Source organism: Collinsella sp. AF38-3AC (assembly GCF_003474365.1).
GTDB lineage: Bacteria > Actinomycetota > Coriobacteriia > Coriobacteriales > Coriobacteriaceae > Collinsella.
On the sequence record NZ_QROM01000008.1, the window covers coordinates 49,491 to 73,339 of the forward strand.

The window sequence follows — 23,849 nt, forward strand, 5'->3', positions numbered from 1 at the left end:
CTATCCCCTCTTCCTTGCGGCGTCGGCGGCACGGCGCGCCAGCGCATCGGCGCGCGGCAGCCACGTATCCAGCAGCTCATCACACGCCGCCTCGAGCTCCTCGGCGCGCGCCCGGTCTTTCATAGACGTGGTATTGGCAAAAAGCGTCAGGCTCGCGCCCTGCATGGCGGCGCGGCAGAACACGGCACCGCACGCCACGTCTGACAGCAGCTGACGCGAGCCCTTGTCGGCCATGTCCTCGAGCAGTGCCAGCGCGCGTCCGCAGGCATCCATAATCCGATACGGAGGCATGGCCGCCACGCGCAACGCATCCTGAATCGCCGCGGGTCGAGCCGGATCATCACGAGGAATACCGTATGCCGCGGACACCTGGCCGTATGCACGAACATCCTCGGCAACCAGACCCACAAGTTCCTGCGCCAACTCATCAGCCTGGGCAAACGCGCGCGTCAGGTCATCCGCACGATCAGCAAGCGCGGGATTAGTCGCACCGTAGCGGGCAACCATTCCGCACAGCGAGGCGCCCAGCGCGCCCACAAAGGCGCTCGCACTGCCGCCGCCGGGCACCGGCTCGCGTGCGGCAAGCGCTTCGGCAAACTCTCGACAGGTTTTATCCATCATCTCTTGGCTCATGCGCACGCACCTTCAAGTCATATACATCGGTCGGGCGGCAACCGCCAACCAACCGCATCGAACACGTAATGGTGCTAAGTCTAGCCCATAAGCACATGAGCGTCAGCGCACCTGGCCATCGCGGATTTCTATGGCACACGATAGGCGGCAGCGACGCAAACATGAGACACATGGCCCACGTTTCGGGACTCTCGGACGGCGGCAACTGGGGCATACATATAGATAAGGAGCCCCATGCTGGGGCAACGCTCGCCACGGCGCCGGACAAAGAACGGAGGAATCACCGCACAGCAAATAAAGCCATCAGTGCATGCGCAACCGCCGATTGGCGAACCGCTGCACACGATGCCCCTAACAGACAAGGAGGACGCCACCATGAAGAAAAAGACCCTATCAATCCTTTCCCTTTGCATCGCCCTCTTTGCCGCATTTGCCCTTGTCGGCTGCGGCGGGAGCGCATCGGGCGGGGGCGGCAGCGCCGCCAAGAGCGAGAGCAAGGAAAAAGCCCCCGTTGCCAAGAAGACCGACTTTATCTGGTTTAAGGTCGAGATGCCCGAGGGCGTCGGCGTAAGCGACTCCGCCGGCAAGAATGCAGATAGGATTCAGCTCACCTTCCCCGAAGATGAGAACGCCTCGGGCGATCGCTTTATCCCCGTTTGGAAAAAAGCGCTGACAGCTGAGGAGTCCCACGCCGACCAGGCAGAAAAGAAGGGGGATACGTTCCAGTGGAAGGATGGCGGATCCGTCGAGTATAACGGCAGGACATGGCTCGTCGGAACGTACGAGGACAACAGTGGCATCTCAACACTCCTCTTTACCGACGTTGAACCGGGAAGCGTCTACGTCCTTATCTCAAACTTCGAACTGCACAAGAAAGAAGCCGAGGCACTCCTCAACTCCATCGAGTTCCCCGATGACATGGCGGAGGCGGTTTCCGAGGCACGCGAAGTCGAGATTTCGAGCATCGAGATCAAGCATTAGGGGCTCGCACGCAGCATCGCATGCGCAGTCATTACATGATCGGACGCCCAGCCGGGGGAGGATCGGATCAGCCGGTCCTCCCCTACTTATATCGCGACATATTGCCACTTGTCGGCGCAAATCCGGCCCCAAGAATGGGACATGTGGCCCACCCGAACGAGCCGCTCGCGCGTACAGTAAAGACAGGTAATCCATGGACGGTTACAGACCGAGGAGGACACGACCATGAAAAAGAAAGCCTTTGCGATTCTCACCCTCTGCATCAGTCTCTTTGCCGCAGTTGCCCTGGCAGGCTGTGGTGGAAGCGGCGGCGCCGCCGGCAGCGGTGGGGGCGGCGGCGCAGAAAAGCCGGCCGTGGACATGAGGACCGACTTCATCTGGTTTAAGGTCGAGGTCCCCGAGGGCGTCGAGATCACCGACGTCGCAGGCGATACCGCCGACAGGGCCCAGTTTAAGTTCACCGAGAGCGAGCACGCCAGCGACCGCTTCATCCCTGTCTTCGACTCTGACAAGAACGCCGACGAGCTGTTCGACTACGAGGCAAAGTGGAAGGCCAACTCCGGATGGACCGAAAACGACCCCGTTAAATACAACGGCAAGACCTGGCGCAGTGCTTACTTCACGCACTCGGGCGGCGTAACGACTGAGTACTTCACCGACGTTGAGGGCGGCAGCGTCTACGTGCGCATCGACAACGTCGAGGAGCACAAGGACGCCGTCGAAGCCATGATGAAGTCCCTGGAATTTGCCGACGACATCGCCAAGGCAAAGACCGAGGCCATGGACGTCAAGCTCGAGGATATCGAGATCAAGCGCTAAAGCTCCAACGGCATGCAGCAGCGCCGTTTTAGCTCAGCCGGGATGCAAGGTGCGACTCCTTGCATCCCGGCTTTTTGTGTTCGAAAGCGCCCGGTCACATCACCATGTTCAACGCATTCACAAACTCCTGAGCTTGGAAGCGGCTGCTCGGGCTAAAGACACAAGCAGTCAACAACCTGTTGCGCAGGAAAACGTCGCGGCCCTTGACCCTGTTGACCCCCGTGATGTCCTTAAGATAGACAATCTCGGTGTGCTTGCCGCCGAGAACGCCCTTCTTAAGCACCTCAAGGCGATTCGGGTAGATCTTAACGTCTTTAAACCTACCCGAACCTTTGTCCTGGAATAGCAGCGTATTGTTGTCCATGCGCGTCACTCCCGTGGGGCTCGCTAAAACTGTCTCTATGGTCACATTTTAGTCACCGCAAACCCTTTTCGCGGTCGCGCACGGAGCACCAAATCGTGTCCGCACGAGCAAATAAACTAATACCGCAAGGACTATAAGCCGTTATCCAAGGATGGTGAAATAAAACAAGGGATTAGCAATGGCTAAGATTTAAGTCTAAAACCCTTAGTAAGTGCTAATATATAGTTATTGAAAGAGGCTGAGATGCAGAGACGCGAATTGATCCGTATCCTCGAAGAAGCCGGCTTCATCTCGAAAGGAAGCACCAATCACGAGAAGTTCGTCAAAGGCGACAAGCTCGTGCTCGTGAAACGCCATCGAGAGATCGAGGAGCAAATTGCCAAAAGAATCCTAAGGCAGGCAGGGCTTCGATAGCTCATCCTCATCACATTACGCATCGCTTTTTAAAGGAGGTCTTACATGGTTTACGTATGGGAATTCGAGTTCTTTGATTCGGACGGCGTTGTCGACGCTGTGCCATGTGGCTCGCTGGGCGGAGGTGGAACGTTCGGATCCGACCTAAACGACGCTGTCGAAAGCGCCGCTGATTTTCTCGCATGCATGGTCGATGACCACCTAATGGGCGGCGTTGACCTGCCTGCGCCGGACTTTGGCCACGAGCCGCAGCACAGTGGCAAGATTATCGCCGTGGCCGTCAGTCGCGAACTCAACGATATCCCCGCCGTCACCGCAGCGGATGCCGCGCGCATACTTGGCGTTAGCTCGGCAAGAGTATCGCAACTGATAAATGCTGGACTGTTGGATTCATGGAAGGATGGCACCAAGCGCATGGTATCCAAAGCTTCCATCGAGGCACGACTCGCCGACGCTCCAAAGGCAGGACGCCCAAAAGAAATGCCTGTTGCCGTGTAAAGAGACGTCTAGGCATACCATTTTGGCATATTGACTATTGAGTTCTCTCGATTCGCGACGCACTGCGTCGCGAATCGAACTGAACATATTGCCGCAGGTAGCCGCGCATCCTCAATCCAAAGTACGAGAGGTGTTTCCCATGACAGACAGACCGAAAACAACGCTACGCGACTGTATTTACGGGCTTGCCGTCGGCGACGCGTTGGGCGTTCCCTACGAGTTCAGGCCCCGCGGCACGTTCGAATGCACGGACATGATCGGCTACGGCACGCATGGGCAGCCCGCCGGCACTTGGAGCGACGACACATCTATGACGCTTGCCACCTGCGACTCGATTAGGGAGCTCGGGCATATCGACACCGCAGACATGCGCGACAAGTTCGTAAGCTGGATTGCCCGTGGCGAGTATACGATTGACGGCGTTTTCGATTACGGTGGTACGACCGCCTGCGCCTTGCACGCCGGCAAAGGTGGCTCCGGCGAGCGCGACAATGGCAACGGATCGCTCATGCGCATCGCTCCCCTGGCGTTCACCGATGCGACGGACGAAGAGGTCAGCAAGGTCTCCGCGATTACGCACGCCCACAGAACGTCAACCGACGCATGCATCATATATGTCGAGCTGATGAGGGATGTGATGAACGACGTGCTCCCCTCGTGGGCACTCCATCTGAAAGGCGTGCCCGAGCACGAAATCAGGTCCGGCGGCTTCGTGCGCGACACGCTTAAAGCCGCTACCTGGTGCTTTGTCAACACCAACAGTTACGAAGATTGCGTGCTTGCCGCCGTCAACCTGGGCGACGACACCGACACCACCGCAGCCGTCGCCGGCGCCCTCGCCGGCACGGCCTACGGTCTCAAAACCATCCCACAGGAGTGGGTCGACGCCCTATGCGGAAAAGAGCTGATTGAGAGCTGCCTGTTTTAGGGCGCCATTCAAGAAATAAGGCAGGAGGCGTCATGGAGAGGAAGATCGCAAATATAGACGAGTTCCAAGTGGACGAAAACGGGATTCCGCTATTTCCAGCAGGACTGAAGGAAGAAGCCAACCTCTATGTCCTCCCCGACGGGCGTTACCTCCCCTGCGGGGTCTACCGGACCGAAGATGGCGGCTCGCTCATTTATGAGCCATCCGAACTAAGCTTCTTCGGGCAGATGCTTGCCCAATTCAAAGAGAGCTAGAGGCTTGATTGCCCGTTAGGTCGACACTGCTCCAAACCAGGGGGCAGGCTATCCTCCACCGCGGCCCGTGAGGTAGAATTATGATTGCCGCGGAATCCGCCTGCGGGCAACGCTCCGATCTCCGATTGGGGTGAAGCCTATGAACTTGTTTCTTGAAATCCTGCGCCTCTCGATGTATGTGACCGGCATTGCACGGAACCTCTACTCGATCTGGCAGGAATATAAGCAGTAACGGATAGCGAAGGGAGTCATAAAGAAAGGGCCGGTTGCAGCCGGCCCTTAAGACACTTGTACCTGCGTTGCCCGCGTCTCCGAAGTGTGACTAGCTAAGGAGCGGGTTCCGCGGCACATCCTGATTTTACCCAGTGGCAAGACTCTTTTACAGCCGTTCCACCGTTTATTTACATCTGCCAACATGGGCGGGATGTTTCGCACTCTCGCGAACCAACCGGCACCATTCCCCTACTTACCAAAAATCGCAGCGAACAAGCCCCTGCGCTTGGGCCTTTCTTCTCGGTAGGAACCCTCGGCAACCGCTGATACCTGGCGCGGTTGCTCGCCGTCTCCACGGCGCACGATCTGGTATAGGAACGGCGATTTAACGTATTTGACCTCGATGGGCGTGGCATGCACGGTGCTTTCGCTCGACAGCATCACGTTGGGATTGAGCGGTGCCACCACATGCGTCTCGCGCTTGTCGCTAAACACTACCGCCGCCGCGCGGCCCGTCTGGCCGTTTACGGCAATGCGCACCTGTTCGCCATCGCGGCTGTCCGTCGCCGGACGATCGACAAAGTAGACCGGTACCATCACCAGGCCGTCCTTATGTTTGCGGGCCTTACGCGCCCAGGTGCGGATGCTCTTTTTATTGAGCCCCAGCACCGCCTCGGCATCGTTGCCGGCAATGTCGAGCGCTAGCTTGTCAATGACCACCTGGTCCTTGGTGGACGCATCGACGGAGACAATCCGGAAGTCGCCTTCTTGCATGGCCGGGTCAAACGGCCCAACCTTGGCAAAGTCCCACGGCTCCAGAATGCCCATAAGGCGAACGTCCAGGTAGTTTGCCCTGGGATATGCCCAGTCGAGCACCTCGTAGTACACCAGGGTTTCCTTGTTCAGGCCTTTGCCCGGGAAGGACGCCATCATGCGAAGATCCGCAAGTGCCATGGGGAAGTAGAAGAGCATCATATCGTTTTGGATCGCATCTTCCACATCGTGGCCGGCAAAGGCATCTGGGTATTGGCGTACCAGCTCAAGCGCATTGGCACGCGCCTGCTGCGGCGTTATCTCGCAGGGAATACCCTGCTCGGGCACATATTCCGCACCAACGCCCATGGTCAGACGCTTGCTAAACGTCCCCGGCTTGAGCAGTTCAGCGACACCGATTTTATTGCCGCACGAAGGGCACTCAAACACGCGCTGGGTTGACTCACCCTCAAAGGACGCTCCGCAGAAGGGACAAGGAATACTCACATGCGTGGCCTCTTGGAACTCCTGCGCCGTGCCGCGATCCTCCCACAGCAGATGTTCCAGGACCGACTGATTGCGCCAGTGCGAATTAAAGAAATACCAGTCCGGGTCCTCCGGGCGCTCGAGCTGCGAGACGTGCGTGAGCTTAAGCAGCCCATCGACAACCGTCAGCGGCGCATGGCGAATGCCCAAGGCGCTTTTGGGCTCCCCCGCATCGGCCTGCCACGGAATGACCGCACCGCAATAGGCGCACTCAAAGCTGCGCTTAGCCTGGTGTGAGTACATGGGGCCGCCGCAGTTTTGGCATTTAATAGCAAACATCTCATCCATGGAAACGTCCTCCTTTGCACAGGGGCTGTCGACATTAAGTATGTCGAGTAAACAGTCACATGCCCATACCCATGTGGCCCAAAATGGACCACCCAGGCAGACGAGAAGACTCACTCGTTAGCACCGGCAGACTATTGCTGCATTTTCTGATCATCGGTGCACGGCGCCCCCGCGCGAGCTACACTATCCCCTTAAACATGATTGTGAGGACGATCGCCATGCTATTTGTTCATCGACTGGTACATAAACTTGTTCCCGGCAGCGAGGGCGAGCCGGTCGATGCCGGCACCCGCACCAACGCGGGCTTTGCCGCAAGCCTCATCTGCATTGGCCTCAACATCACCCTGTGCCTGGCCAAGGGCATCGCGGGCCTGCTCGCCGGTTCCGTCTCCCTCATCGCCGACGCTTTCAACAACCTCTCCGATGCCTCGAGCAACATCGTGAGCCTGCTTGGGTTCCGCCTTGCCAGCCGCCCGGCAGACGAAGGTCACCCCTATGGCCACGGCCGCTATGAGTACCTAGCCGGCCTATTCGTCGCCGTCCTGGTTTGCGCCGTCGGCATCAACCTGATCCTCGAGTCGGTCACTAAGATCATCAAGCCTTCCCCCACCGCATATTCGGTGCTCTCCTTAGCCGCCCTCGTCTTGTCCATGCTCGTTAAGCTCTGGATGGCCGCGTTCAACCGCGCACTGGGCAACCGAATCGATTCCGAGACGCTCATCGCCACAGCACAGGACTCCAAAAACGATGTCATCACCTCGGGCGCGGTCTTGACGGCAGCACTTATTTCGCAAACGACCGGCTTTGACCTCGATGGCTGGGCAGGCCTGGGCGTGGGCATCTTCATCTGCATCAGCGGCATGGGCCTCGTGCGCGACGCCATCAGTCCACTGTTGGGACAGGCACCCAGCCCTAAGCTTGTTCAAGCGATTCGCGACAAGATCATGTCGTATCCGCAGGTCCTGGGCACGCACGACCTCATGGTGCACGACTACGGCCCCGGCCGCCAGTTTGCCAGCGCCCACGTGGAGATGCCCGGCGAGGGCGACGCGTTTGAGCACCACGAGATCCTGGACACCATCGAGCACGACATCAAGCGCCAGATGGGCATCGACATCACGCTGCACAGCGACCCCATCGCCACCACAGGCGACGACCTGCGCGGCTGGGTCAAGCGCGGCGTCATGCAGATCAATCCCGCGCTCTCCATCCACGACCTGCACGAGCACGACGGGTTCGTTTCGTTTGACCTGGTGCGTCCCGACGGCTTTGACATATCCGACGAGGAGCTGCTGGAGCTCGTCACGCGCATCGTGCACGAGCGCCGGCCCGATGTCTCGTGCGTCGTCACATTTGACTCGGGCTTTAGCTCGCCCGAGCGTCCGGCAGAGCAGCTGTAACCCCGCTCCGCTCGGCCGCTAGTTTCCCTGTGCACCCAAAATGCCGTTTTGTAGGGCGTTCCAGGCATCTGTCGCCATGTCTCCCAAGTTCTGCGCGGTATCGCCCAGGTTTTGTGTCGTATCGCCCAGCTCTTGCGCCTTGTCTCCCAATTCCTGCGCCTTGTTGCTCAGGTCCTCCAGCATGTTGGAGCTCGAGCTGTCGGTGCCGCTTTGGCCGTCGGACGAGTTGCCCGAGCTGTTCTTATGCGTGAGTTGAATTTCAAGGTTACCGTTGTCGTTATAGTAGGCAGAAGTAACGACCCAGTTGGCATCGACGACGGGCGTTGAGCCATCATCAGTCAGAACCACGGCATTCGAAAGATCAGCGCCGCGCGACTTGAGAATCTTTTTGGCGTTGGACCAGTACTGTCCCGGGATATCGCCCAGCTCTACTGCACCCACCTGGGCGACCTCTGTCTGCTCGGCCGTCGTGCTGGTTGTAGCACCTCGCTTGTTGAGCATGCCCGACACAATGGCGAACACAATCGAGAGGGCAAAGAAGATCGCCAGCACAATGAGGATCTTCTTGATCACGCTCGACGAACGCGACGGCTTCTTCTCCTCGTCCTCGCCATATTGCGGAATCGACTTGGGGTACTCGCGATACGGCTCCCGCGACCCGTAGCGAGGCTGCGCCGTGCGAGGCATATACGTCGTCTGCTGAGGCTGCGAAATGGGATTCTGCGGCAGGTCATCATAGGGATTCGGCGTCGAGGCGGCATAAGAATCCTGCGGCGCGTAATCAAACGGGTCCGGAGCTGCGTTGCCATAGGGGCCATGCGAAGATGCAGCGTAAGAATCCTGCGCCGTGTCGCCATAGTCCATAACCCGGGTGGGCTCGGCAGAAGGCTGCGTCGCGGCGGGGTCGGTATAGCCGGGGTTGGGAACAACGCGGGTCGCATCGGCGCTATCGCCAGCCTGCGCGGAACCGTAGCCGCCCATCACGGTTGTCTTGTCCTGATCCATGCAACGATTCCTTTCCGTCGCCCGTAAGCATCAAGTTATCCATGCATTCTACCCGCGCAAAAGCCTATGATGGGCAGAGCCCGTCGGTATCTACAAGACAAGCGCGGCCAGAAACAAAAGCCCCGCCGGGCCTTGGTAGGCGCGGTGGGGCGGGCAAGCGGCTATGAGCAGCAGGCTTAGAACAGGCCGGTGATGTTGCCGTCGTTGTCGACGTCGATGTTCTCGGCCGCGGGAACCTTGGGCAGACCCGGCATGGTCAGAACGCTGCCGGTCAGCGCGACCACAAAGTGGGCACCGGCGGAAACCTTGAGCTCGCGTACCGTGATGCGGAAGCCCTCAGGAGCGCCCAGCGCCTTGGCGTTGTCGCTAAAGCTGTACTGGGTCTTGGCAACGCACACCGGCAGGTTGCCAAAGCCGTTCTCGCGCAGCTCGGCGAGCTGGCGCTTGGCAGCCGGCGTAAAGTCGACGCCATCGGCGCGGTAGACCTTAGTGGCGACAGCCTCCAGGGCGTCGGCCACATCGGCACCGTCCTCGTAGGCAAACTTGAGCTCGCTCGGCTGCTCAATCAGGCGCATGACCTCATCGGCCAGATCGAGCGCGCCCTCGCCGCCCTTGGCCCAAACTTCGGACAGCTTCACGTTGACACCCAGCTTCTGGCACTCGGACTCGATGAGCGCAAGCTCGGCCTCGGTGTCCGTCGGGAAGCGGTTGATGGCGACCACACAGGGCAGACCGTAGACGTTCTGGATGTTGTCGACGTGGCGCAGCAGGTTGGGCATGCCGGCCTTGAGGGCCTCGAGGTTCTCCTCGTTGAGGTCGGCCTTGGCAACACCGCCGTTGTACTTAAGGGCGCGAGCGGTCGCGACGACCACGACGGCGTTGGGACGAACGCCCGTCATGCGGCACTTGATGTCCAGGAATTTCTCGGCACCCAGATCGGCACCAAAGCCGGCCTCGGTAATGGCGACATCGCCAAAGCGCATCGCCATACGCGTGGCCATGATAGAGTTGCAGCCGTGGGCAATGTTGGCGAAGGGACCGCCGTGGACAAACGCGGGCGTGCCCTCGAGCGTTTGCACCAGGTTGGGCTTGAGCGCATCCTTAAGCAACGCGGCCATGGCACCCTGGGCCTTAAGGTCGCGGGCACGGACGGGCTCGCCGGCAAAGCTGTAGCCGACGACGATCTCGCCCAGGCGCTCCTTGAGGTCGCTGATGCTCGTAGACAGGCACAGAATTGCCATGACCTCGGAGGCGACGGTGATATCGAAGCCGTCCTCGCGCGGCACGCCCTGGGCTTTACCGCCAATGCCGTCAATGACGTGGCGCAGCTGACGGTCGTTCATATCGACAACGCGCTTCCAGGTGATGCGCTTAACATCGATACCGAGCTGGTTGCCTTGCTGAATATGGTTGTCGAGCATGGCGGCCAGCAGGTTATTGGCGGCGCCAATAGCATGGAAGTCGCCGGTAAAGTGCAGGTTGATGTCCTCCATGGGGATGACCTGCGCCCAGCCGCCGCCGGCAGCGCCACCCTTGACGCCAAAGACAGGGCCGAGCGAAGGCTCACGCAGGGCCACAGCGCTCTTGACGCCGCGACGGCGCAGTCCATCGGCCAGACCGATGGTCGTAGTGGTCTTGCCCTCGCCCGCAGGCGTGGGGTTGATGGCGGTCACGAGGACAAGCTTGGCCTGGTGATCGGTCGGCTCGTTGAGCAGGGAATAGTCGACCTTTGCCTTGTCAAAGCCGTACGGAATCAGATGCTTAACGTCGACGCCGGCGTTCTTGGCCACCTCGGTAATAGGCAGCGGCGTAACAGAACGTGCGATTTCGATGTCAGTAGGCATGGGCGGTCCTTTCGTTACCGGATGAGAAAAAGACCAATCCAGCATAGCACGGGCGCGCAATAGTAAAACACCCGTAACCGACGAACGGCGATATGTTTACCCAATGCCCAGCGATAGCCTACAAACCCATCCTAAACGGTCGGCTCAATTCCCAAATGCTCAAAGGTGCGAAGGGTTGCCTGACGGCCCTGGGGCGTGCGAATCATCAACCCGCACTGCAGCAGATACGGCTCATAGACATCCTCAAGCGTACCCGGGTCCTCGCCCACCGCACTGGCAAGCGTGGTCAAGCCAACGGCACGGCCGGAGAACGTCTTGGCGAGTGTCTCCAAAATGCGAATATCCATCCAGTCCAAGCCAAGCTCGTCGATCTCGAAAAACTCGAGCGCCTGACGGCAGATATCGAGCTCGATAGGGCCGTTGCCGCGCACCTGCGCGTAATCGCGCACGCGCTTGAGCAGGCGATTGGCAAGGCGTGGCGTGCCGCGCGAACGCGAGCCGATCTCGAGCGCGCTCGGATGGTCGATCGTCACGCCCAGGATAGTCGCCGAGCGCGTCACAATCTGGGCGAGCTCCTCGACCGTGTAGTAGTCCAGGCGATATGAAATGCCAAAGCGGTCGCGCAACGGGCCGGTCAACATGCCCGAACGGGTCGTGGCCGCCACCAACGTAAACTTGGGAATATCCAAGCGAATCGAGCGCGCAGCCGGACCCTTGCCGATCACGATATCGAGCGCAAAGTCCTCCATCGCGGGATACAGAACTTCCTCGACCGAACGGTTGAGGCGGTGGATCTCGTCGATAAACAGCACGTCACCCGGTTGCAGGTTAGTCAGAATGGCCGCCAGGTCGCCGGTGCGCGCGATGGCCGGACCGCTCGTCGTCTTAATCTGAGCGCCCAGCTCGTTGGCGATAACCGTAGCCAGCGTGGTCTTGCCCAGACCCGGAGGGCCCGAGAAGATCACGTGGTCGAGCGTCTCGCCGCGGCTCTGCGCGGCCTCAATCAGCACGCGAAGGCTCTGCTTGATATGCTCCTGACCGCAGTAGTCATCCAAGCGCTGGGGACGCAGGGTACGATCGACATCGAGGTCCTCGGGCGTCAGCTCCGAGCCCACCATGCGCTCACCGTGCGCCATGGATGCCGCCGGCGAGTTGCCGGGCGTCGCCCACAGGTCCTGAGAGTCATCGGCTTCCCACATCACGCATCCATTCCAAGTCGCTTAAGCGCCGCGCCGAGCAGATCCTCGACACGCATATTCTGCCCATCATACCCGCTCAGGGCAACATCGGTCTCCTGCGGGCTAAAGCCCATGGAGAGAAGCGCCGCGCGAGCGTCATCAATCGCCGAGGGAGCGGCGGCGGGCACCGGCATTGCGACCTGGCCGGGAATCACGTCGACCGGCACAAAGCCCTTGTCCTTGGCAAAGGTGCTCTTGAGCTCCAAGATGAGGCGCTGGGCGGTCTTTTTGCCCACGCCGGGCACCTTGGCCATGCCCTTGTCGTCCTCGGCCATCACCAGCGAATACAGCTGTCCCACCGTATAGGTGGAAAGCACGGCGAGCGCCAAGCGCGGGCCAACGCCCGAGACGGACACGAGCCGGTCGAACATCGTGCGCTCGTCCTTGGAGGAAAAACCGAAAAGTGTCATGGCGTCCTCGCGCACCTGCATACGCGTGTAGAGGCGGACCTCGCCGCCGGACGTCGGCAACGTGGCCGCAGTGCTGCCCGAGATGCCGAGCTCAAAGCCAACGCCCGACACATCGACGACAGCAGAGCTCATCGTGGCTTCGACAAGCGTGCCGTGGAGCTGGGAAATCATCAGTATCCGGTTCCTCTCTGTTGATAGAACTCGCCACCGGTAAGCACCCGGGTGCGGCTGAGGTTTACATGGCAGATGGCGCAGGCCAGGGCATCGGCGGCATGGTCGGGATGCGGGTCGTGGTCGAGCTGCGTGAGCGTGCGTACCATGTAGGCGACCTGCCGCTTGTCCGCGGCGCCGGTGCCCACCACAGCCTGTTTGATCTGCATGGGCGTGTACTCGCCAATCTCGAGCGCGCACTCCGAAAGCGCCACGAGCGCAGCACCGCGGGCATGCGCCGTGGGGATGGCCGAGCGGACGTTGGCGCCAAAGTAGATGCTCTCGACAGCCGCGGTATCGGGGCGATAGCGCTCGACGACATCCTTAAGATCGCGGGCGATATGCGACAGGCGCACCGCGAGCGGACTTCCGGCACTGGTCTCGATGCAGCCATAGGCACGACAGCGAACCTCGCCACGCCGCTCCTCGATAATCCCCCAACCCGTATGGGCCAAACCAGGGTCGATACCCAAGATAACCAAGCCAGCCTCCCATCGCCAAAAGCACGGCGCAAGGCAAGGCCTCGCGCATCATTCACGAACGTCTGTTCTAGAATAACACAACAACGGCCGCATCTAGCAAGCAAGGTTGAACCATAGGTTGAGCATAAGTCAGCGAGCGAGTCCCTGCCGTGGCAAGGTGTCGCGAAAGAGGAGCGCCGCGTACTTCTGTACGCAAGCGACGGTTTGAGCGGCAGATTGGCCGGCAGGGGCTCGCGCAGCGTCGACTCGTTACGCGGTTTGGTAAAACCGCGTAACCTTGGCCCCATCCCCAGTTTAGTTCTGCGAGAAGAATGGGAACCGTCGGGGATCAACCGGCGGATGCGGCATCGGGCCACCCTGGGGACCACCTTGCGAGCCGCCCTGACCGCCCATCATCTTATCGATGGCGTCCTGAACCTCGCCCTCGAACTTCTTCATTCCCTCGTGCAAACGACGCTGACCGTCCTCAGAGCGCAGCTCCTCCATCTGCTCGGGCGAAATACCCAGTAGCTCGCCCAGTATGCCCATCATCTCGCCGCGCATACGCTCACTCGTATCCTCGTCAGCAAAACGGCGCACCTCGGCGCGTGCCAGCGAATCAACCGTCATACGCTCCTTGCCGTTAAGCCCCAGGTCGGACCACGCGAGCATGTACGGCCAAGAGCGCTCGGCAAACGAGCGGGACGAGACGATCGGTGCCGTCGGCAACATGCGGCGGGCAGCCTCACCCTGTCGAACGAGCATCAGCAGCAGCGAGCAGGCCTCAGGCTTGCCAGCGGCCATCGGGATATCGTCGAAAGATCGATTGCGGTCCACGTGCGCCTCGAGCGCACCATCGACCTCACCCGGCTCAAGCCCGCCGAGCAGCTGTGCCGCGCGGTCGAGCATATCGACCGGACCGTCAAGCGTCGAGAGCGCCTGCGCCAGCACTCGCTCCATACAATCTTCCACCGCGTTGAGCGTCACGAGCTCTTGGGGCACCACGGCAGACGTGCGGTTGCGCACACGCGCCACAAACTCAAGCGTCGACAGATACACATCGCCAAAGGGTGCAAAATCGCCCTGGTAGCCGCCGGAAAGCGCGGGCGCCGCCAGCGCGTACTCAGTCTTGGAAAGCGGACTCAGTGCCATAGCACCCAGCTCGAGCGCCGTATCCTCGAGCATCAGGCCCAGCGTGCGCGAGCGCAGACGCTCGGCATCGCCCGCCGACACGTCGCGATCGAGCACACGCGCCGCATCCGGTGCATCGCGCTCGACGGTGCGAATGTGCAGACGCTCGGCGATGGCGCGGACGGCGGCACAGCGGGCGGCCTCCACCTTCTCCTGCGCCGGCGTAAAAATACGGTTGCGCCCCAGCACCAGGCCAATCACATTACGCGGGCCCAGAGCGTCGACGGCCAGCGCCGCCAGCAGGGACGACGGCAAGTCACCCTCGAGTGCCACCACAGCACGCGACGCACCGTGGGCTCGGGCGTTGTCGCGCACGGCGAGCACCAGTGCCTGCCACAGCCACTCCTCGGAACGGAACTCGGGCAGTTCGTGATCTTCCAGGGCATCGAGCATCACGCCGCGCTGAATCTCCTGAACCAGCAGGCTCTCCTCAAAACACGGCGCCTGGGCCACCACGCGACCGCAGTCGTCGAGCACAAACGAACCGCCGGTATACACCGACTCGTCATAGGCACCGACCGGCGCCATGCAGGCAAACCACACGCTGCGCTTGGATGCGATCTTGCGGTAGGCGCCGCTGCGAACGGCGGCAATGGCGGCAGTCTCGCGGTCGGTCATGTCAAACGCATTGAATTGGAAATACGCAATGAGGTCGACACCGGTCGGCAACATCTCGAGTTCGCGGTCCAAGTCAAAAATCACGGCGATGCGCACGCCGTCCACGTCGAACACCGGCGGCGCCCAACGCGTGTCGTTGTTCTCGCCACGCTGCAGGGCAATGCTCGAACGCGCCGGCACCACATGACCGTCCTTAAGCATCATGTAGTCGAGCAGCGGCTGGCCCTCAAACGAAACCGCCGCGGGCACGATGCAGATCATGTCAAGCTCCTGGATACGCTCGGCAACACCCGTCAGGCCCGTCAGCATATCGTGCTCAAAATCGGCAGCGCCCACCAGGCCACCGGGCATGGCGCCCATAAAGAGCGGAGTCGGAACGCACAGCACGCGCGCCCCGCGCTCGTGGGCCAGGCGAGCCTGGTCCTCGATGCGGCCGCAAATGCCCTCAATATCACCCAGGCGCATATCGATCTGTGCAAGTGCGAGCTTCATGGCCCAGCCCTTTCCGTCGTAAATCGTCGTTATCGTAGTAAAAGCGCCGGCCGCATAATGCAGCCGGCGCTCGCATGTGCATATGCTAGCTATGATACCCCGAGCGGGGGCGCGCTCCTAGAACGTCGCGGACCACAGCCCATGCAGGTTGCAGTAGGCATAGACGGTACCGGTCTTGGAGCCGCCAGCGAAAAACGTCGTGGGCTTCATGCCGGGCTCAAGGTAATGGACCTCCAGGCGGCCTTCGGCCTCAAGGGCAATCCACTCGATGTAGTGCTCGGGCAGCATGGGGTGCTCCGTCGAGCCAACGCGTGCGCGAATCACGTGACCGTCACGCTCGGTCTCGACAACAGGCACGTGCTTCTCGTGCGCTGCATCCTCGGTGTTCGCGGTCAGCTCCGTGCAGCCGGCAGGGGTTGCAACGTCGTTGCCGAGAGCGGCGATGAGCTTACCGTCGGGGTCCTTAAAGAATTTCGCCATGATGTTCTCCTTTGCTGATGTGCCAATATTCCTGATGGTTCTTATGCCCAAATGCAGACAAACCATCCATGACATTGCAAATGAACACATAACGGATCAGGCAAGCGGTCGGGCCAAAATGCGTCGACCGTCCTGCCCACTCCAGCAGTCCCACCCCGCGCGCAGCTAGCGCCCGTTGCCGCCCAGCAGTGCCAGAACATCTTCGCGGGTAAACAGCGCCGACGAGATGCCGTCGCCGCCGAGCACGCTGTTGACCAGATCGCGCTTGGACTCCTGCATCTGCATAATGCGTTCCTCGATCGTGTCCTTGGCGATGAGCTTGTACACGGTCACGGTGTGTTGCTGGCCAATACGATGCGCGCGGTCGGTCGCCTGATCCTGTGCGGCCACGTTCCACCACGGGTCGTAGTGAATGACCACGTCGGCCGCCGTCAGGTTAAGGCCCACGCCGCCCGCCTTGAGCGAAATCAAAAAGACCGGAACCTCGCCCGCTTGGAACTGTGCGACCATCTTGGCGCGGCTCTCCTTAGACGAAGCGCCCGTGAGCTTAAGGAAAGCGATGTCCTCCTTGGCCAAGCGCTTACCGATGATATCGAGCATGCCCGTAAACTGGCTGAACAACAGGATGCGATGCCCGCCGTCGAGGGCGCCGTACACGAGCTCCATGCACGTATCGAGTTTGGCGCTCCCCGCCTTGTAATCCTCGTAGTGTAGACGCGGGTCGCAGCAGATCTGGCGCAGCTTGGTAAGCTCGGCGAGCACCTTGAGCTTGTCTTTCTTAAACTCGGATGCTTCGCGATGCTGCACCTGCTGGGCGATGCGGTCCTGGTTGGCCAGGTAGAGCTTGCGCTGCTCGCCGGTGAGCTGCGCCATGACCGTATCCTCGATCTTCTCGGGCAGGTCGGCCACCACGTCTTCCTTTACACGGCGCAGCACAAACGGCGACACGAGCGCTTGCAGGCGGGCGGCACTGTCGCCCTCGGCATGCTCGACCGGGCTTTCGAAGCGCTTGGCAAACGACTCGCGCGTGCCCAGCAGGCCCGGCATCAAAAAGTCGAAGATGCTCCAGAGCTCGGACAGGCGGTTTTCGATAGGCGTGCCCGTCAGGGCAAAGCGCACGCCGGCCGGCAGGCGCTTTGCGGCGCGCGCCACCTGGGTGAGCGGGTTTTTAATGTACTGGGCCTCGTCGAGCACCACGCGGGCAAAATCCTGCCCGGCGTACTCGTCGATATCGCGGCGCATAAGGTCATACGACGTCACGACCACGTTATGCTCGGCCACGCCGGCAATCTGCACGCGGCGCTGCGCCTTGGCGCCCACGATGGCGCACACATTAAGCGTTGGGGCAAAACGTTCCAGCTCGGCTGTCCAGTTGTACACGAGCGACGCGGGACATACCACGAGCGTGGGTTTGGTATCCCCTGCCTCCACGCGCGCCAGAATGTGCGCGATCATCTGCAGCGTTTTGCCCAGGCCCATGTCGTCGGCCAAGATGCCGCCAAGGCCCAGGTGCTCGAGCGAGCCGAGCCACTGATAGCCGTCGACCTGGTAGCCACGCAGCGTGGCCTTGAGCGAGGCGGGGACCGTAAAGTCCATCTTGCCGAGCGTGTCCAGGCGCTCGACGGTGCGGCGAAACGCTGCATCGCGATCGGCCTCGAGCGCGGGCGTGCGCGCGAGCATGCTATCGACAAACAGGGTGCTCGACGCGGGAAGCGATACGCCGTCGAGCAGGTCGACGGCATCGACGCCCAGGTCCTCGGCAAGGCCAAACGCGGCGCGGGCGCCCTCATCCAGACGCACAATGTCACCGGTCGTAAGGCGTACGAACGTCTGGTGACGCTTATATGAGTCGAGATAGATGGCAAGGTCGGCCGCCGAAAGCCCGCTAGCGCCCAGCTCGACGTCGAGCAAGTTGCTCTTGACGGTAGCGCGGACTGAGAGTTTGGGCGCGGGGCGCACCGAAATCTGGCGCAGGCGGTCGCTGAGCATAACCTCGCCCAACTCGGACAGGGCAGACAGGCCCTCGGTCAGCAAGTGGAACAGGCTCTCGTCATCGCGCTCCTCAAACGCCAGGCCGCCCTCGTAGAAATCGAAGTACAGGGCCGCCGTGTCCATAACGCGAAACTCCGCCACCGCATCGCGGGGCGGAACGCCGGGGCGTTGATCTTCGAAGGGGCTGCCCGGAGCACCCAGGCTAAAGAGATCTGCCGACCAGTCGCCGTAGGTAACCGTAATTTTGCAGGTCACGAGCCCATCGTCGACGCCAATCTCAAAATGGAAGCTCGCCTCGGGTGCCACGGCATCAAGGGCGGCGGGAGCGGTCAGGTCCGTGTAGTCGCGCAAGATCGGCAGCGCCATGCGGCAGAACTCGCCCACCTGGTCGGCGGCGATATGGGCCGGCGTGCGGCAGGGCAACAAGCGCGACAGGAACGACGCCGCGTGTTGGGCAAACGCCGCGTCGGTACGGCGCGCGCGGCGTGTGTCGACCAGGTAGGCAACGTTGTCCGAGGCGAAGCAATACATATCGGCCGGCAGGCGCAGGTCATAGCTACCTCCCGCCGCCGGAGCAATCTTTGCGGCGAGGAGCGGTGGGCGGCAAGTCGGGGCTTCGTCCTCTCCCTGCGGCGACGGCTCGACCGCCACCTCGTAGGAGCGATGCGTCGTCGTCCCCCGCGACCAGGCAGGCTCAAAGGAAATGGTCCTACCGCGCAGCAGGTCCAGCACGGACACGATGGAATACTCGGATAGCGGCAACTGACGCTCGGTGACAAAACCGCTGCGGGCAAAGTCGTACGACGCCGAGCGCGAACTCGTGATGTCGCTCAGGTAGGCAACCGTCATCGTGACAAGGTCGAGCAACTTTGTCGACACGTCATCGAAGGCCTCGGGCACATGGGCAAACGTAAGCTTCTTGCCGTAAGAAAATGTGCCGCCGCGCACATAGGCATCGGCCATGCCGTCGATATCCTTAACCACATAGGACACCGAACCGCAGCGGATGCGAAACTCGAGCGCCCAGCTAAAGCGCTCGCCAAACAGCGGATTGTAGTACGGCACCAACGAGGGCTCCAGCACCGCTTTGGGAGCATCGGGATCAATGGCGCCGGCGAGCTTGCGACGCATGACCACGAGCTCGTCCATGCGCGCTTCCGACAGATCGGAGAGCGCCGCCATAAGGCTCGGGCTCGTGGGAACGGGCGCCGGGAAGGGAAAGTTAGGGTTGACCGCGGATGCGGTGGGCGCGGGGCGGGCGGACTGCTTGGATTGTGCGGGCGGTACCGTAGTCGTGCGAACCGGCGTGCGCAAGCCCTCGACGGGCTCGGCGCCACTGGCATCCAGATACGCCAACGCCGTGGCGATAGCGTGTTTGCACATGCCGGAATAGCGAAAGGCGGCCGGGCAATCGCAGTCGTAGTCGACAACCTCGTGCTCGTCCATGTCGAGCGCCACGTGCGTCTTGTACAGGTCGCCGCGCGAGCCGCGCACCGAGCCCTCGACCGTCACGTTTTTGGAGAAGCGTGAGCCGCTGTCCTCAATCGACAGCACGGCGCCATTGAGCATGAGCGAGCGCCCCTTCATAAAGGTGCCGCTCAACGCCGCCTCTTTGCGAAGCGCCTGCACAAACGTCCCCTGTGCCATCACTTCCTCCAATCCACACAGGGTAGCTAATTTGGGACGGGGCTATTTTAGCTACCCCCATATGTCGGTTGAGACGCATTCCGACCCCGACTCATTCGCCGTCAGTCAAAGGGTAGCTAAAATAGCCCCGTCCCAAATTAGCTACCCCGGCAAAGGCACCCTTAGATAACCGTCACGCGGCCTTGGTTGCCAACGATGGCCTTGGCCTCGGCCAGCAGCGGAATCGAGCGTGCGTTAACCTTGGCCGGCACCTCGGCACGCAACACACGCCCGTCCACCTGCTCGATAAAGATCTCCACGCGGTCGCCGCCCGGGTTGGTGGTGAGCACCGTGGCCAGGCGCGCCATATTGCCCTGGCTAAAGCGGCTGTTGGGCACCATGACCTCAAACACCCTGGGCTTGTTGTTCTCCTCGTTAAGCTCCAGCGGCACGATCTCCTGCGCGATGATCTGGTCGCCGCGATCCGAGCGCTCGAGCTTGCCCTTGATGCGCACAAACGCATCGGACAGCTGCGCGCCGGTCTCGGGATCAACCTCGCCGTACAGATACCCCTCGGCCTCCTTGTAGGTCTTGGGGAACACCACGACCGTGGCCTCGCCTTCCATGTCCTCGAGCTGCACAATGCCCATGGGGTCGCCGTTTTTGGTCACGCGCTTGGACACGCTCGAGACCATACCGGCCCACCACAGTGCCTTGCCCTCGGGAATCTCCTGGTTGATGGTACCGCCCGTGGGGTTTTGCACCTCGTAGCCGGTGTCGATCTGCGAGAACGAGAAGTCGCGCGCTTTGCTAAGTGCATACTCAAACGGGCGCAGCGGGTGGTCCGAGACATAGATGCCCAGAACCTCCTTCTCCTGGCTCAGCTTAAGGTGGCGGTCCCACTCCTGGCCATCCGGATCGGGCACGCTCACCTCGAAGCCCGAGCCCTCAACATCGCCAAACATGTCGAAGAACGACGTCTGGCCGCTCGCGCGATCCTTCTGGCGCTTTACCGCAGCGTCGATGATGTTCTCGGGGTTGTTCTTGTCCACAAAGTGCATCATCTGGCGACGCGGATAGCCCGTGGAGTCGAAGGCGCCTGCCTTGATAAGTGATTCGATCACGCGACGGTTTGCCTGGCTGGAGTCCACGCGCTCGACAAAGTCGTGCAGCGTCTTAAACGGGCCGCCTGCCTCGCGCTCGGCGATAATCGCCTGCGCCACGCCGGTGCCCACGCCGCGGATGCCGGCCAGACCAAAGCGCACGCCCTCCTTGGTAGCCGTGAACTCGGTACCGGACTCGTTGACATCTGGCGACAGCACGGGGATGCCGTCGTGACGGCACGCCGAGACGTAGTGAACGATCTTGTCGGTCTTGCCCGTATAGGACGTCAGAACGGCCGCCATGTACTCGTGCGGATAATGCGCCTTGAGCCACGCCGTCTGCATAACCAGAATGGCGTAGCCGGCGGAGTGCGACTTGTTAAAGGCGTAGGACGCGAACTCGAGAACATCGTCCCAAATCTTCTGGGCGACCTCGCGCGTGTAGTTGTTCTTGATGGCGCCATTCATCCAGTGGTCGTAGGTGGTCTCGTCCGAGCCATCCTCCCAGTGGAGCACCGTCGACGTGAGCAGCTTGATCTTTTTCTTAGCCACGGGCTTACGGATACGCGAGTCCGATTCGCCCTTGGAGAAGCCGCACATCTCGACGGAGATGAGCATAACCTGCTCCTGGTAGACCATGGTGCCGTAGGTTTCGCCCAGGATGTCGTCCAGACGGTCGTCATAGGAGACGGCCGGCTCCTTGCCGTTCATACGGTTGATGTAGGACGAAACCATGCCGGCGCCCAGCGGGCCCGGGCGGTACAGAGCGATCAATGCCACGACGTGCTTGTACTCGGTGGGCTTCATGTTCTTGATCGTGGCCGTCATGCCGGCGGACTCGACCTGGAAGACGCCGGCGGTGTGGCCGGAGCCCATGAGCTTAAAGATCTCGGGATCGTCAAAGGGAATCTCTTCCTCTTTGATGTCGATGCCGAAGTTCTTTTTGATGTTTGCCTTGGCCTTGGAGATAACCGTCAGCGTACGCAGGCCCAAGAAGTCCATCTTGAGCAGACCCATGTCGGCGACGGTATGGCCCTCGTACTGGGTAATCTCGACGCCGCCCTTGGTATCGAGCTTGGTAGGCACGTGCTCGTTGACGGGGTCGCGGCAGATCAGAACGGCGCACGCATGCACGCCCTCGCCACGGGTGAGGCCCTCGATCGAGAGCGCCGTATCGATGATGCGTCGGGCGTCGTCGTCCTTTTTATATGCCTCGGCAAAATCGGGGTTAAACAGATCCTCTTTGCCGGGTTGCTTTTCGAGCACCTGCTTGAGCTTGACCTTGGGGTCGCTCGAGACCATCTTGGACAGGCGCTGGCCCATATAGACCGGGTAGTCCAGAACGCGTGCGGCGTCGTTGATGGCCTGCTTGGCCTTAATGGTCGAGTAGGTGATGACGTGGGTGACCTTCTCGGGGCCGTAGAGCTGGCGAACGTGCTCCACGACCTCGAGGCGCCGCTCATCGTCGAAGTCCATATCGATATCGGGCATCTCGGTACGCTGCGGGGAGAGGAACCTCTCGAACATCAGACCGTTCTCGAGCGGGTCGAACGCGGTGATGTTCATGGCGTAGGCGACGATAGCGCCGGCGGCCGAGCCACGGCCGGGACCGACGCCGATACCGTTGTCCTTGGCCCATTGCACGTACTCAGCAACGATCAAGAAGTAGGCGGCAAAGCCCTTGTCGCAAATGACCTTGTATTCGTACTCAAAGCGCTCTTTGATGTTGACGCCGCCGATCTCGCGCGTGGCCCAGTCATCGCCGTAGTGCTGGCGCAGGCCCTTCTCGCACTCGCGGCGGAACTGGCTCTCGTGCGTCTCGCCGGGATCGAGCAGCGGGAAGCGCGGCAGGATGATAGAGTCCCAGTCCAGCTCCACGTAGCACTTGTCAGCGATCTCGAGCGTGTTGTCGCAGGCCTCGGGGCAATACGGGAACATCGCCCGCATCTCCTCCTCGGTCTTCATATAGAACTCCGAGCCGGTCATGCGCATGCGGTTGGGGTCGTCGACCTTGGCGTTCATACCGATGCACATGATGACGTCCTGCACGGGCGCGTCCTCGCGGCGCAGGTAGTGGAAGTCGTTGGTGGCGATGACCTTGACACCCACCTGCTTGGCAATATCGATGAGCGTGCGGTCCATCTGCTCGTCAGTCAGGCCGTTGTCGGTGGTAATGCCGTGTTCCTGAATCTCGATATAGAAGTCGCCGGGGTCGAAGGTATCGCGGAAGGTCTCGGCCCACTTGATGGCGCCTTCCATGTCGCCGCGGTCGATGTACTTGGGGATGATGCCCGCGATGCAGGCGCTGGTGCAGATCATGCCCTTGGCATGGCGGCGCAGATTGTCGAGCGTCACGCGCGGCTTGTAGTAAAAGCCCTGCACGGCGGCCTCGGAGACCGTCTGCATCAGGTTGACGTAGCCCTCCTGGTCTTTGGCCAGAAGGATCATGTGGTAGAGCTCGGGCTTATGGTCGCGGGCAAGCGTCTCGTCCGGCGTAAAGTAAACCTCACAGCCAAAGATGGGCTTAATGACCAGGGGCGGCTTGAGCTCGTCGATATTGCCCTTCTCGTCCCACATGGCCATGTCCTTAACGTACTGGGCATGCTCGCGCGGGTTTGCCTCGGGATCGGGCTCCTCCAGCTCGTCGCGGCGGTCTTTTTCCAAGAAGGCTTTGTCGTGGCTCCACGTTTTGTACTCGGGCGTGTTGTGGTTGACGGCGTCGCAGGCCAGCGCCAGGTCGGGCACGCCATACATGTAACCGTGGTCGGTGATGGCCACGGCGGGCATGCCAAGCTCAACGGCACGGTTGACCATATCCTGGATACGGGTTGCGCCGTCGAGCATGGAGAAGACAGTGTGATTGTGCAGATGGACGAATGCCATGTGATGAGCTCCGATGCGGGTTCGTGTTCTGACTGAACGATTTTACCCCACGGCGCGGACAGCACCCGAACCTAGCCAAACCCACACGGGTAGCTAATTTGGGACGGGGCTATTTTAGCTACCCCCATATGTCGGTTGAGACGCATTCCGACCCCGACTCATTCGCCGTCAGTCAAAGGGTAGCTAAAATAGCCCCGTCCCAAAT

19 protein-coding genes are annotated in these 23,849 nt (G+C 61.0%); 7 read left to right on the forward strand and 12 right to left on the reverse strand.

The genetic code is table 11. The annotated features are described in order from the left end of the window. A complete protein-coding gene (locus DW029_RS06465; protein WP_118345586.1) occupies positions 1 to 633 on the reverse strand; it encodes a cyclodeaminase/cyclohydrolase family protein in 633 nt (210 codons plus the stop codon). A gap of 375 nt (positions 634 to 1,008) precedes the next feature. Between DW029_RS06465 and DW029_RS06470 the strand changes: the two genes are divergently transcribed. Together DW029_RS06470 and DW029_RS06475 are read left to right on the forward strand one after the other, a co-directional pair. Then, positions 1,009 to 1,614, forward strand: a complete 606-nt coding sequence (locus DW029_RS06470) for a hypothetical protein (protein WP_117763150.1) — start codon at positions 1,009 to 1,011, stop codon at positions 1,612 to 1,614. A gap of 225 nt (positions 1,615 to 1,839) precedes the next feature. Then, positions 1,840 to 2,433 (forward strand): hypothetical protein, encoded by a 594-nt coding sequence (locus DW029_RS06475; protein ID WP_117763151.1) that lies wholly within the window; start codon positions 1,840 to 1,842, stop codon positions 2,431 to 2,433. A gap of 94 nt (positions 2,434 to 2,527) precedes the next feature. Here the strand turns inward: DW029_RS06475 and DW029_RS06480 are convergent, their stop codons facing one another. Continuing rightward, complete coding sequence (locus DW029_RS06480) at positions 2,528 to 2,797, reverse strand: hypothetical protein (protein ID WP_117794557.1); 270 nt, start codon at positions 2,795 to 2,797, stop codon at positions 2,528 to 2,530. A gap of 243 nt (positions 2,798 to 3,040) precedes the next feature. Between DW029_RS06480 and DW029_RS06485 the strand changes: the two genes are divergently transcribed. The 4 genes from DW029_RS06485 (at position 3,041) to DW029_RS06500 (ending at position 4,891) form a co-directional block, all read left to right on the forward strand. Then, on the forward strand, positions 3,041 to 3,211 hold the full coding sequence (locus DW029_RS06485) for a type II toxin-antitoxin system HicA family toxin (RefSeq protein WP_117763153.1): 171 nt from the start codon (positions 3,041 to 3,043) through the stop codon (positions 3,209 to 3,211). 45 nt (positions 3,212 to 3,256) lie between these two features. Beyond that, positions 3,257 to 3,709, forward strand: coding sequence for a helix-turn-helix domain-containing protein (locus DW029_RS06490; protein WP_117743008.1), 453 nt, complete (start codon positions 3,257 to 3,259; stop codon positions 3,707 to 3,709). Positions 3,710 to 3,848: 139 nt separating this feature from the next. Beyond that, entirely contained in the window at positions 3,849 to 4,637 is a 789-nt protein-coding gene (locus tag DW029_RS06495) for an ADP-ribosylglycohydrolase family protein (RefSeq protein WP_117798673.1), read from the forward strand. Positions 4,638 to 4,669: 32 nt separating this feature from the next. Continuing rightward, the gene (locus DW029_RS06500; RefSeq protein WP_117743010.1) at positions 4,670 to 4,891 is read left to right on the forward strand and encodes a hypothetical protein; all 222 of its coding nucleotides are present in this window, start codon (positions 4,670 to 4,672) and stop codon (positions 4,889 to 4,891) included. A 462-nt stretch (positions 4,892 to 5,353) separates the two neighbouring features. Here the strand turns inward: DW029_RS06500 and DW029_RS06505 are convergent, their stop codons facing one another. Beyond that, positions 5,354 to 6,691, reverse strand: a complete 1,338-nt coding sequence (locus DW029_RS06505; protein ID WP_118345587.1) for a hypothetical protein — start codon at positions 6,689 to 6,691, stop codon at positions 5,354 to 5,356. A 218-nt stretch (positions 6,692 to 6,909) separates the two neighbouring features. Here DW029_RS06505 and DW029_RS06510 point away from each other — a divergent pair, with 218 nt between their 5' ends. Continuing rightward, positions 6,910 to 8,091 carry a cation diffusion facilitator family transporter gene (locus DW029_RS06510; RefSeq protein ID WP_117763155.1) on the forward strand — a complete coding sequence of 394 codons (1,182 nt, stop codon included), beginning with the start codon at positions 6,910 to 6,912 and terminating at the stop codon, positions 8,089 to 8,091. Positions 8,092 to 8,109: 18 nt separating this feature from the next. On the opposite strand, the gene DW029_RS06515 is transcribed toward DW029_RS06510, so the two are convergent. From DW029_RS06515 to dnaE, 9 genes are all read right to left on the reverse strand, one after another. Further along, positions 8,110 to 9,096 (reverse strand): hypothetical protein, encoded by a 987-nt coding sequence (locus DW029_RS06515; RefSeq protein ID WP_117794563.1) that lies wholly within the window; start codon positions 9,094 to 9,096, stop codon positions 8,110 to 8,112. A gap of 176 nt (positions 9,097 to 9,272) precedes the next feature. Continuing rightward, entirely contained in the window at positions 9,273 to 10,940 is a 1,668-nt protein-coding gene (locus DW029_RS06520; protein ID WP_117763157.1) for a formate--tetrahydrofolate ligase, read from the reverse strand. A gap of 131 nt (positions 10,941 to 11,071) precedes the next feature. Then, a complete protein-coding gene (gene ruvB, locus DW029_RS06525; protein WP_117735946.1) occupies positions 11,072 to 12,139 on the reverse strand; it encodes a Holliday junction branch migration DNA helicase RuvB in 1,068 nt (355 codons plus the stop codon). Then, entirely contained in the window at positions 12,139 to 12,759 is a 621-nt protein-coding gene (gene ruvA, locus DW029_RS06530) for a Holliday junction branch migration protein RuvA (RefSeq protein ID WP_117763158.1), read from the reverse strand. Before ruvA ends, ruvB begins: the two co-directional genes overlap by 1 nt. Further along, positions 12,759 to 13,280: a crossover junction endodeoxyribonuclease RuvC gene (gene ruvC, locus DW029_RS06535; protein WP_117763159.1), complete on the reverse strand. Its 522-nt coding sequence runs from the start codon at positions 13,278 to 13,280 to the stop codon at positions 12,759 to 12,761. The genes ruvA and ruvC overlap by 1 nt, the downstream gene beginning before the upstream one ends. A gap of 294 nt (positions 13,281 to 13,574) precedes the next feature. Then, entirely contained in the window at positions 13,575 to 15,560 is a 1,986-nt protein-coding gene (locus DW029_RS06540) for a hypothetical protein (RefSeq protein WP_118345588.1), read from the reverse strand. 117 nt (positions 15,561 to 15,677) lie between these two features. Next, on the reverse strand, positions 15,678 to 16,040 hold the full coding sequence (locus DW029_RS06545; RefSeq protein WP_117798661.1) for a desulfoferrodoxin family protein: 363 nt from the start codon (positions 16,038 to 16,040) through the stop codon (positions 15,678 to 15,680). 165 nt (positions 16,041 to 16,205) lie between these two features. Next, positions 16,206 to 19,679: a DEAD/DEAH box helicase gene (locus DW029_RS06550; protein ID WP_118345589.1), complete on the reverse strand. Its 3,474-nt coding sequence runs from the start codon at positions 19,677 to 19,679 to the stop codon at positions 16,206 to 16,208. A gap of 161 nt (positions 19,680 to 19,840) precedes the next feature. Then, entirely contained in the window at positions 19,841 to 23,644 is a 3,804-nt protein-coding gene (gene dnaE, locus DW029_RS06555; protein WP_118345590.1) for a DNA polymerase III subunit alpha, read from the reverse strand. Between the last annotated feature and the right edge of the window lie 205 nt (positions 23,645 to 23,849).